Source organism: Streptomyces armeniacus (assembly GCF_003355155.1).
GTDB classification, from domain to species: domain Bacteria; phylum Actinomycetota; class Actinomycetes; order Streptomycetales; family Streptomycetaceae; genus Streptomyces; species Streptomyces armeniacus.
The window spans coordinates 7,726,161-7,736,431 of sequence record NZ_CP031320.1 but is presented as its reverse complement, the minus strand read 5'-3'; the positions used below and the strand labels follow the sequence as shown (position 1 = coordinate 7,736,431).

12 protein-coding genes are annotated in these 10,271 nt (G+C 74.0%); 6 read left to right on the top strand and 6 right to left on the bottom strand.

Translation table 11 applies throughout. The annotated features are described in order from the left end of the window. Positions 1 to 22: 22 nt before the first annotated feature. Complete coding sequence (locus DVA86_RS33530) at positions 23 to 538, bottom strand: GbsR/MarR family transcriptional regulator (RefSeq protein WP_245997458.1); 516 nt, start codon at positions 536 to 538, stop codon at positions 23 to 25. Positions 539 to 630: 92 nt separating this feature from the next. On the opposite strand from DVA86_RS33530, the gene DVA86_RS33525 reads away from it, so the two are divergent. From DVA86_RS33525 to DVA86_RS33510, 4 genes are all read left to right on the top strand, one after another. Beyond that, the gene (locus tag DVA86_RS33525) at positions 631 to 1,692 is read left to right on the top strand and encodes an ABC transporter ATP-binding protein (RefSeq protein ID WP_208883949.1); all 1,062 of its coding nucleotides are present in this window, start codon (positions 631 to 633) and stop codon (positions 1,690 to 1,692) included. Continuing rightward, the gene (locus tag DVA86_RS33520; protein WP_208883947.1) at positions 1,689 to 3,347 is read left to right on the top strand and encodes an ABC transporter permease; all 1,659 of its coding nucleotides are present in this window, start codon (positions 1,689 to 1,691) and stop codon (positions 3,345 to 3,347) included. The genes DVA86_RS33525 and DVA86_RS33520 overlap by 4 nt, the downstream gene beginning before the upstream one ends. Before the next feature lie 234 nt (positions 3,348 to 3,581). After that, entirely contained in the window at positions 3,582 to 4,367 is a 786-nt protein-coding gene (locus DVA86_RS33515) for a hypothetical protein (RefSeq protein ID WP_208883945.1), read from the top strand. Beyond that, complete coding sequence (locus DVA86_RS33510) at positions 4,364 to 5,143, top strand: class F sortase (RefSeq protein ID WP_208883943.1); 780 nt, start codon at positions 4,364 to 4,366, stop codon at positions 5,141 to 5,143. Before DVA86_RS33515 ends, DVA86_RS33510 begins: the two co-directional genes overlap by 4 nt. A gap of 48 nt (positions 5,144 to 5,191) precedes the next feature. On the opposite strand, the gene DVA86_RS33505 is transcribed toward DVA86_RS33510, so the two are convergent. Together DVA86_RS33505 and DVA86_RS33500 are read right to left on the bottom strand one after the other, a co-directional pair. After that, positions 5,192 to 6,022: a methyltransferase domain-containing protein gene (locus DVA86_RS33505; protein WP_208883941.1), complete on the bottom strand. Its 831-nt coding sequence runs from the start codon at positions 6,020 to 6,022 to the stop codon at positions 5,192 to 5,194. A 179-nt stretch (positions 6,023 to 6,201) separates the two neighbouring features. Continuing rightward, positions 6,202 to 6,819 carry a TetR/AcrR family transcriptional regulator gene (locus DVA86_RS33500; RefSeq protein WP_208883939.1) on the bottom strand — a complete coding sequence of 206 codons (618 nt, stop codon included), beginning with the start codon at positions 6,817 to 6,819 and terminating at the stop codon, positions 6,202 to 6,204. 131 nt (positions 6,820 to 6,950) lie between these two features. Here DVA86_RS33500 and DVA86_RS33495 point away from each other — a divergent pair, with 131 nt between their 5' ends. Beyond that, positions 6,951 to 7,421: an isochorismatase gene (locus DVA86_RS33495; RefSeq protein ID WP_208883938.1), complete on the top strand. Its 471-nt coding sequence runs from the start codon at positions 6,951 to 6,953 to the stop codon at positions 7,419 to 7,421. Positions 7,422 to 7,460: 39 nt separating this feature from the next. Here DVA86_RS33495 and DVA86_RS33490 read toward each other — a convergent pair whose 3' ends face one another. Then, a complete protein-coding gene (locus DVA86_RS33490) occupies positions 7,461 to 8,174 on the bottom strand; it encodes a DUF4328 domain-containing protein (protein ID WP_342776400.1) in 714 nt (237 codons plus the stop codon). Here DVA86_RS33490 and DVA86_RS36195 point away from each other — a divergent pair. Continuing rightward, positions 8,155 to 8,439 carry a hypothetical protein gene (locus DVA86_RS36195; protein ID WP_342776399.1) on the top strand — a complete coding sequence of 95 codons (285 nt, stop codon included), beginning with the start codon at positions 8,155 to 8,157 and terminating at the stop codon, positions 8,437 to 8,439. The two genes, DVA86_RS33490 and DVA86_RS36195, sit on opposite strands and share 20 nt — an antisense overlap. 183 nt (positions 8,440 to 8,622) lie before the next feature. Here DVA86_RS36195 and DVA86_RS33480 read toward each other — a convergent pair whose 3' ends face one another. Continuing rightward, positions 8,623 to 9,549 (bottom strand): EamA family transporter, encoded by a 927-nt coding sequence (locus DVA86_RS33480; RefSeq protein ID WP_208883934.1) that lies wholly within the window; start codon positions 9,547 to 9,549, stop codon positions 8,623 to 8,625. A gap of 181 nt (positions 9,550 to 9,730) precedes the next feature. After that, on the bottom strand, positions 9,731 to 10,216 hold the full coding sequence (locus DVA86_RS33475; protein WP_208883931.1) for a YbaK/EbsC family protein: 486 nt from the start codon (positions 10,214 to 10,216) through the stop codon (positions 9,731 to 9,733). Positions 10,217 to 10,271 lie beyond the last annotated feature (55 nt).

Sequence of the window (10,271 nt, the reverse complement as noted above, 5' to 3'; positions counted from 1 at the left end):
GGGGCGGGGCGTACGGCCGGGCTCAGTCCCGGGACGGGTAGGGCCCGTCCTCGTGGTCTTTGCGCCAGCGTTCCAGCAGGCTGCCGAGCTCGTCCTTGAGGTAGTCGAAGAACTCGGTGGTCTCCTGCACGCGCCGTCCCGCGGGAGTGTCCGTGCCGAGGGACTCGGCGCCCGAGCGCAGTGTGGCCGTCCAGCGGCTGAGGAGGGCGTCGCGATTGGTGAACGTCTCGTACCAGATGTCCTGGTGCAGCCGGTAGCTCTCGCGGCGTGAGCCGGGTTCCCGCTCCCGGCTGATCATGTGCACCTGCGAAAGGTAGCGGACGGCGCCGGAGACGGCGGCCGGGCTGCACTGGAGCCGTTCGGAGAGCTCGGCGGAGCTCAGCGCGCCGCGCTCGGAGGCGAGGAGGCACGCGAACACGCGGGCGGCCATGCGCTGCATGCCCGCCTCGGTGAGGTCTCCGGCGAAGCGTTCGACGAACTGGGAGACGCGGTCGTCGTAGTCCTCTGTCCGCCGACCCTGGCTGTCCTGTTCACCCACCACTTCAGCATCTCCCCAGTTCACGCGTACCCGGATGATCCTAACGCTTCCTTAACTTCACAAATTTCTGAAGGAAGCGTAGCTTCGGCCTCATGACCAAGGCCACCACTGCCATCTCGGTATCCGGACTGACGAAGTCCTTCGGCCGAACCCGCGCGCTCGACGGACTCGACCTGCGCGTCGGGACCGGCGAGGTGCACGGATTCCTCGGGCCCAACGGCGCCGGAAAGTCCACCACCCTGCGCGTCCTGCTCGGTCTGCTGCGCGCCGACTCGGGCGCCGCGAGCGTGCTCGGCGGCGACCCCTGGTACGACGCGGTCGAGCTGCACCGCCGGCTCGCGTACGTGCCGGGCGACGTTGAGCTCTGGCCCAATCTCACCGGCGGCGAGGCCATCGACCTGCTCGCCCGGCTGCGCGGCGGCCTCGACCAGGGACGCCGTGCCGAGCTGCTCGAGCGCTTCGACCTGGACCCGACCAAGAAGGGCCGCACCTACTCCAAGGGCAACCGGCAGAAGGTCGCCATCGTCGCCGCGCTCGCCTCGGACGCCGAACTGCTGCTCCTCGACGAGCCCACCGCCGGGCTCGACCCGCTGATGGAGGTCGTCTTCCAGGACGTCATCCAGCAGGCCAAGGCCGCGGGGAAGACGGTGCTGCTGTCCAGCCACATCCTGGCCCAGGTCGAGAAGCTGTGCGACCGGGTGAGCATCGTACGGCTCGGCCGGGTCGTGCAGTCCGGGACGCTGACCGAGCTGCGGCACCTGACCCGTACGACCATCGAGGCCGAGACCGAGCGCCCCGTCACCGGCCTCGACGAGCTCGAAGGGGTGCACAACGTGCGCCGTACGGACGGCCGCGTGCACTTCGCCGTCGACGGACCGCAGCTGGACCGCGCGGTGCGCACCCTCCTCGACAGCGGCGTCCGCAGCCTGGTCAGCCACCCGCCGACGCTGGAGGAGCTGATGCTGCGCCACTACGGCGACGCCCTCGACGCGAACGGCGTGGCCGTGGACGACCAGGGCGACGTCGTCGGCGCCGGAAACGGCTCCCCAGGGAGCGAAAACAGCTCCCCGGGAAGTGGCAGCGGCAGTGACAGCGGCGACGGCGACGGCCCGGCGGCCACGGACACCCGCAAGTCCTCCGGAGGCGGGCGATGACCGCCACCGCCGCCGCCCGCAAATCGCCGCCCGCGCGCGCGGAGGCACGCGAGCGCCACGCGCTCACCGGTACGGGCACGCTGCTGCGGTTCAACCTGCGGCGCGACCGCGTACGGCTGCCCGTCTGGATCGGCGCCCTCTTCCTCGGCACGGTCGGCACCCTGTCGAGCTTCACGTCGCAGTACCCGGAGCCCGCCGACCGGAAGTCCGTCGGCGAGACGATGGACAGCCCGGCCGGCCTCGCCATGACGGGCCCCGCCCGCTACCTGGACGACTACAACTACGGCGCCATGCTGGGCCACCAGATGCTGGGCTTCGTCCTCATCATGGTCGGCCTGATGAGCGTCCTGACGGTCACCCGGCACACCCGTACGGAGGAGGAGACCGGCCGCGCCGAACTCGTACGCGCCGCCGTCGTCGGGCGGCACGCGCACCTGACGGCCGCCCTGGGGACGGCGGCGGTCGCCAACGCCGTACTGGCGCTGCTCATCGCCGTCGGCCTCGGCGCCTCCGGTACGGAGGACGTCACCTGGGGCGGTTCGCTGCTGTACGGCGCCGCGCACGCCGCCGTCGGCCTCGTCTTCGCGGCGGTCGCCGGGATCACCGTGCAGATCAGCCAGTTCTCGCGGGGCGCGTCCGGCATGGCGCTCGCCGTGATCGGGGCGGCGTACGCGCTGCGCGCCTCCGGCGACGTCGGCAACGGCGCACTGAGCTGGCTGTCCCCGATCGGCTGGGCGCAGCGCACGTACGTGTACGTCGACGACCGCTGGTGGCCGCTGCTCCTCGCGCTGGCCCTGGCCGCCGCGACGACGGCGGTGGCGTACCGGCTGAGCACCCGCCGCGACGTCGGCGCCGGCCTGCGCGCGACCCGGCTGGGCAGCCCGGTGGCATCCGACGCGCTGGCCCGTCCGCTGGGCCTCGCCGTACGGCTCCACCGCGGCATGCTCGCCGGATTCGGCGCCGGGCTGCTGCTCCTGAGCGTGATGTACGGCTCGATCCTCGGCGACGCCGAGGACATGATCGAGGACGTCAAGGAGCTCAGGGAGGCCGTACAGAAGGTCGGCGGCGCTAACGTCGCCGAGTCGTTCGCGTCCACCGTGATGATCGTGCTCGCGGTCGTCGCCGCCGTGTACGCGGTGATGGCGGCGCTCCGCCCGCAGTCCGAGGAGACCTCGGGGCGCGCCGAACCGCTGCTGGCCACCGGCCTGTCCCGGAGCCGCTGGGCGGGCGCGCACCTGACCGTCGCGATGCTCGGCGGCGTCGTGGTGCTGGCCCTGGCCGGGCTCGGCTTCGGGGCGGCGGGCGCGGCGGCCACGGGCGACGCCGGGTTCTTCCTCGACCTGCTGGTCGCGCCGCTCGCGTACGCGCCCGCGCTGTGGGTGACGGTCGGCGTCGCGGCGGTGCTCTTCGGCTGGCTGCCGCGGGCGACGGTGGCGTCGTGGGTGCTGCCCGTATACGCGTTCGTCGTCGGCTACCTCGGCAAGATCCTGGACTTCCCGGGCTGGATGAACAACATCTCCCCCTTCGGGCACGTCCCGGCGCTGCCCGCGGAGTCGATGCGCTGGACACCGGTGCTGATCCTCACCGCGCTGGCCGCGGCGCTGGTGGCGCTGGGGCTGGCGGGCTTCCGGCGGCGCGACCTGGAGACGAAGTAGCGGCGCGCCCTGTACGGGTGGCGCGGCGGCCGTACGGGTGTGCCTGTAGGGCGTGTGCCCGTACGGCCGCCGCGCAGGGCGCACTCGTACGCCCTGTACGGCCACCGGCAGCCGTACAGGGCGTACGCGACGCTGCGGGCCGTTCGGGTCGTACGGGCAACGGGTGGCGCAACCGGCCACCCGATGGGCGGCGTTGCGCGTGCGGTGACCGGAATGTGCTGATCGCATGGACGCATGACTCCGACCACGCGTGCGGGCACGCTCCGCGCCTGCTCCCTGGCCGCCGCGACCGCGGCACTCGTGTTCGGCCCCGCCGCCCCGGCGCTGCCCGCGGGCGACGGCACCGCGCCCGGCGAAGGGCTGCGGCTCGACCCCGCGTCGGCGGCGGCCGGCACGCCCGTGGACATCCGCGCCGACTGCGAGAGCGACGGCCGCGGCGGCACCGTCTACTCGCCCGCCTTCACGTCCGCGGCGAAGCTTCGCCCGGCCGCCGGGACGACGACGGGCTCGCTCTCGGGCCCGGTCCCCGACCGTGGTGCACACGGCTCGGAGGCGCGTCCCTCCGAAGCGCGTTCCGCCGCGGCGCGTCCGTCTGATTCGCGTCCCTCTGAAGCGCGTCCCTCTGAGGCGAATCCCTCCGGGGCGCGTCCCTCCGAGGCGCGTCCCTCGGGTGCGCACGCCGTGGCGCGCGCCGTCGTCAAGTCCGGTCTGCGGCCGGGCCAGCGCTACGTCGTCACTGCCAACTGCAGCGCCACCGAGTCCCTCACCGCCTCCTTCGCCCACACCGGCGGCGTCCGCCCCGACGACCGCCCGGCGACACCCCTGCGGGACTCCGCGGACCAGGGGGAGGACGAGCAGGGCGCCGCGGCTGCCCGCGACGGCAGAGGCGGCGTCGGCAACGCCGCGCTCGCCATAGGAGGCGGACTGGCCACCGCCGGGCTCGCCGGCTACGTCCTCACCGTGCGCCGCGACCGTTCTGGCGACCGCCGCGCCACGACGGCGGACGGGGGCGAGCCGTGACCACGCGGCACGAGCGGCGCGCCACGCTGGGCCGGCGGCTGGAGGCGGCGACGGCAGTCGCCGCCGTCCTGCTCACCGTCGTGCTCGGCCAGCTGGCGTCCGACGACGGGAGCGACGCCAGTACGGACGCGGCGGGCACCTCCGCCGCCGACGCCCGTTCCGGTGCGGAACCGCCCCCGGATGCCGGGAACGGCATCCGTACGGACGGCGACCGCGCGGCCCCCGCCCTGCCGCGTTCCGCTCCCGAACGGCTGCGGATCGCCCGTACGGGCACCGACGCCGCCGTGTTCACCGCCGACACCGCCGCCGACGGCGGCCCGCCCGTACCTCCCAAGGCCCGCGCCACGCAGGTCGCCTGGTCCCGCAGTGGCCCCGCGCCGGGCGAACGCGGCCCGGCACTGCTCGTCGGCCGCCTGGACGGCACCGCCCGCAAGGCCGCGAAGGACGAGGACGAGAAGGACAAGAAGGACGCGAAGGGCGACAAGGACGCGAAGGGCGGCGGCAAGCAGACCGCGGCCGCCCTCGCCCGGCTGGAGGGCCTGCGCCCCGGCGCGCGGATCGACGTACACCGGGCGGACGGCCGTACGGCCCACTTCGAGGTGGACCGGATCGAGCGCTACGCCCAGGTCCGCTACCCCGACAAGCGTGTGTACGGCGCCACCGACGACCCCCAGCTCCGGCTGGTCGCCGACGCCTCCCCGGCGAAGAAGGGCGAGCCGGCCCGGCTGGGCATGGTCGTCTCCGCCCATCTGGTGGGCTCCGACGCCGCGGGCTGAACCGCCCCGACCGCCGCCGAGTACGTCGAGCGCCCGCGCACGCTCTTGTTACGCCCCCACCCGGCAGAGGATCTCGCCGTGCAGGACGGAGAACCAGCCGTCGCCGTCCGCGCCCCACTCCCGCCAGCCGTCCGCGATCCGGTGCAGCTCGGCCTCGGTGGCGTGACCGCCCGCCACGGCGAGCCGCGCGTAACCGGACGCGACCGTACGCTCCGCCCACAGGCCGCTCCACCAGGCGCGGTCCTTGGGGGAGTTGAAGCACCAGGTGCTGGACGTCGCGGTGACGTCCTCCGGCGCGAAGCCGGCGCGGCGCGCCCACACGTGCAGTCGGCGGCCCGCGTCGGGCTCGCCGCCGTTGCCGCGGGCGACGCGCTCGTAGAGGTCGAGCCAGTCGTCCAGGGCGGGGATCCGCGGGTACCAGGTCATCCCGGCGTAGTCCGAGTCCCGTACGGCCACGACCCCGCCCGGCGCGCACACCCGGCGCATCTCGCGCAGTGCGCCCACCGGGTCGCCGACGTGCTGCAGCAGCTGATGCGCGTGGACGACATCGAAGGAGCCGTCGGGAAAGCCGAGCGCGTGCACGTCGGCGGGGGCGAACCGGACGTTGTCCAGCCCGCGTTCGGCCGCGAGGGCGCGGGCCTGGCCGAGGACCGCCTCGGCGGCGTCCACGCCGGTGACCTGCCCGCCGGGCGCGACCGCCCGCCCGAGATCCACGGTCACGGACCCGGGCCCGCACCCCACGTCCAGCACGGCCTGCCCGGCACGCAGCTCGGGCAGCAGATACGCGGCGGAATTCGCGGCGGTACGCCAACGGTGCGAGCGGAGCACGGAGTCGTGATGGCCGTGCGTGTATACGGCGCCCTGCGTGTTGTCGGACATGCGGCCACGCTAACGACGATCCCGCATCCTGAGAATGACCGTCTCACCATGCGACCACCTCGCCACAGCGGACGCGCCCCAACCCCGTCCGGCGTTCGAGGACGGACCGGGGCGGCCACGGCTGGTGGGTGGTCGGGGCCAGTGGTCCCGTGTAGGGATTCCGTGGCCGAGGGCCGTCCTCAATCGCCGGACGGGCTGGCCGCGCCGACGAGCGTACGGAGCGCCGCCGCCGCGGCGTCCAACGGTGTCCGCGACGCCTGGACGCGGGCGATCATCTCGGCGCCCTCGATCATCGCGAGGACGCTGACGGCGAGTTCGTCCGCCGTACGGTCCGGGAGCCCGGTGCGCCGCAGGTGTTCCGCGATCACCCGCTGCCAGCCGTCGAACGCCTCGGCCGCCGCCTGCTGCAGCGCGTCCGAGCGGCCTATGGTCTCCAGCGCCGTCGTCGCGACCGGGCAGCCGTCCCGCCAGGAGGCCGCCGCGAGGCGGTCGGCGAGTACGGTCGCGCAGGCCGCGGCCGCCTCGGCGGGCTGTCCGTGTGGGGCCATGGCCTGGGCGAACAACTCGCCGACCTCCGCGCCTCCCTGGCGCAGTGCGGCGGCTCCGAGCTGCTCCTTGCCGCCGGGGAAGTGGTAGTAGAACGATCCCATCGGGGCCGCGCCCTCGCGCGCGATGTCCTTGACCACGGTGGCCTCGTAGCCCTGCCGGGCCATCAGCCGACTCGCCGCCCGGATGAGCCGGACGCGGCTGCCGTCCGCCGGCCCCGGCCCCTTGCCCTGCCCTGACAGCCTTGACATGAGCCGAACGTAGCACGGAGTATGACGAGCGCTCTAATATAACGAGCGCTCCACTGAAAAGGACCGCGGCACCCCTCGCGCCTGTGCCGAACGGCCGGTGGGGACGGGGCGGATGGAAGGAACGGTCACGTATGAGGTCTCTCGCGGGCGCCAGTTACCGGACCCGGCCCATCCGCTTCCTTGAACTCTGGGAGCACGGCGGCTGGCGCGTGAAGGTGTACGGCATCGCCGCCGCGGCCGAACTGCCGCGCCCCGCCCTCGTCACCGCCGCCAAGGCCACCGCCGCGCAGCACCTGCCGCGCGAACCGGGAGGGGACGGCCGCCACGGCGCGGCGTTCCTCACCGTGCACGACGGCGCGGACGGCACCTGGGTGCTCGTCGACTGGTGGGCGAACGGCAACCTGCTCCACCACCTGCCGTTCGGCGGCGACCTCGCCGACCCGGCGGGTGAACTCCGGCCGCTGACGGGCGGCTTGGCGGCCTGTACGTACGAGCTGGCCGTCACGGACTTCGAACGGCGGGCGTGGCTGCGCGAGGTGTACGCGGCGGAACGCCCGGACCTGGACGGCTACCTGGCGGCGCGGCTCGAAGCGGAGGTGTGAGCGAAGCTCCCCCGCGGGGGACAGCAGGGGAGCCGCCGTTCAGCCGTGCCCCGCGATGCGGTCCTCCTGCCACCGCGTGAGCCGCAGCACCATGATGATCGCGAGGATGCCGCACGTGATCATGAGCAGGTCGCTGAAGAAGGTGACGGCCAGCGTCTCGCTCGCGCCCTCGACGGTCCCGTCCTCGTACCAGCTCTCCCACGAGCTCACGAACGTGAAGAAGAACGAGATCACCCACGTCGTCCACCAGCCGTTCAGCAGCCCGCGCTGCGCGGGCAGGCGGCCGCCGTACCAGTGACCCGGCGGTGCGGGCTTGGACGCGCCCCAGATGTCGTTGGCGATCTGCTTGGGCATGAAGAAGTTGCAGATCGGAATGAACCAGACGCCGTACGCCAGCCCGGGCTCGTAGCGCAGCTGGCCCGGCGCGAACGCCTCCGCGTTCGCGCGCAGCCGTCCGAACCACAGCACCCAGAGGATCGCCGTGGCAAGGAAGATGACCGCCCGGAAGGCCTCGAAGAGCTGGCCGACGTCCCTCATGTCGCCGTAGTCCGGGTGGTAGTCGGGCGAGTACCCGGAGGGCATGTCGCCGAGGGCCGAGTCGACGGAGACGGCGTAGAAGAAGTGCGCCACCAGCCAGACCAGCGTCACGGCCAGCATCGCCCAGGTGGGCGTGGCGAGGGCGCGTACGGGGCGGGGCGGGTTGGGCGCGGCGCTGGAGACGGTACGAGCAGGGATGCTGTTAACGACGACCACGCCGGTGCCCGCGGGCATCGACCGGTTCGACCGGGAGCGGGTCAAGCGGCACTTCGGCGACGACGGTGAACTGCCGGGCGTCGACACCGCGCAGGTGCTGCGGCTCGGCGCGGAGAGCTACACGGGCGGCGACCCAGACGTGTTCAACAGCGGAACATGGGCCACCTCAGTGGCGACGCAGGAAGCGCCAGGACACGTCCGCCGCCCATCCCTTCGAGGAGGCAGTCCGCGTCCCACTAGCCGCCGCGCTCCAGGTACGGCGTGACCGCGCTGGCCACGTCGCGGGACCGCGAGCCCACTACGGTCACCTGGTGGAGCAGTGCGGTCGCGGCGCCGAGCCTCTATCCGGGGCGCGTCCGGGCCGGCGGCCTCTTCGGGACCGCCGTGCGGTACGGCATGTCGGGTCGCCCGGCGTTGCCGTGGCGCCCGCGGTGGGGGGCGGGTGGGGTCAGGTTGTGAGCATCAGGGCGATGCCCAGCGCCAGGACCGCCGAGGCGGCGATGCGGGGGGCGCCGAAGCGTTCCTTGAAGAACAGCGCGCCGATCGCCGCCCCCGCGATGACCGACGTCTCGCGCAGCGCCGCGACCGGTGCGAGCGGGGCGCGGGTCTGGGCCCACAGCACCAGCCCGTACGCCGCCGTGGACAGCGCCCCGCCGAGCAGGCCCCTCCAGGCCACCGGGCGGAGTTGGGCGAGCAGCGCGCGGCGGCGGACGGCGAGCGCGTACAGCGGGATGCACGGGCCCATCAGGGCGACGAGCCAGCCGGTGTAGCCGAGCGCGGAACCGGAGGCGCGTACGCCCATGCCGTCCACCACCGTGTACGAGGCGATGGCCAGGCCTGTGCCGACGGCCGCGAGCAGCGCGGCCGTCTGCGGCCTGGCGGCGGCGCGGGCACCGGCCTCGGCACCCGGATTGGCACCCGGATCGGCGCCCGGATCGGCACCCGTACGGACGTCGCCCGCGCGCCCCCGTATGCCCCACAGCGCCACTCCGACCAGACCGGCGGAGGCCACCGCGACGCCCGTCGTCTGCCACAGGCCGGGGCGTTCGTGGACGAAGACCAGCGCGAGGACCGTCACCGCGAGCGGCGCCGTGCCGCGTGCGATCGGGTAGACCTGCCCGAAGTCGCCCAGCCGGAACGAGCGCATCAGCAGCGCCTGGTAGCCGATGTGCAGCAGTACGGAGGCGATGAGGTACGGCCAGGCGCCCGCGGCGGGCAGCGGGGCGTACGCCGCGACCGCCGCGCCGCACACCAGGTCGGCGGCGCCGATCAGGGAGAAGGCGACGAGCTGGTCCTTGATGCCGTGCGCGATCGCGTTCCACCCGGCGTGCGTCACCGCGGCGGCCAGCACGGCGGCGGCGACCAGCGGCGTCACAGTGACACCCGTACGGCACCGCCGCGCGCACCGGAGACACCACCGTGCGCACCGGAAGCGCTGCCGTATGCGACGCCGTATGCAACGGCGGCGCCTCCGCGCGCGCGGAGCACGTTCGTACGCACGTCGCCTCCCGTGTGTGGCGTCGGCCGCGCCGCGCGCGCGGCGGCGGCCGGCGCGCTCAGCCCGCCTCGCGTACGTCCGCGAGCGTGCCGCCCGCGTGCGCGACCAGCGCCTTCGGCTCGATCGCGAAGACGGTGTGCGGCGTGCCCGCCGCGGCCCACACCGTGCCGTGCGTCAGCAGGCGGCGGTCGGCCAGCACCCGCAGCTGCGTGGTGTGCCCGAAGGGGGGTACGCCACCGATCGCGTAGCCGGTGGCGTCGCGTACGACGCGGGCGTCGGCGCGGCCGACCCGTTCGGCGCCGAGCTCGGCACGTACCCGCTCCACGTCGACCCTGGAGGCGCCGTCCATCAGTACGAGCACCGGGACGCCGTCGGCCTCGAAGACCAGCGACTTGACGATCTGGCTCAGCTCGCAGCCGATCGCGGCAGCGGCCTCGGCGGCCGTACGGGTCGCGTCCGGGAAGGAGCGGACCTCGACGTCGTCGAGACCGAGTGCGGACAGTGCGGCGGCGAACCGGGGGTGGGCGGCGGAGGGTGAGGTCATACGGGTCACGCTAGCGGCCCGCGTACGGGCGCCGCGAAGCGTTTCCCGCCGTGAC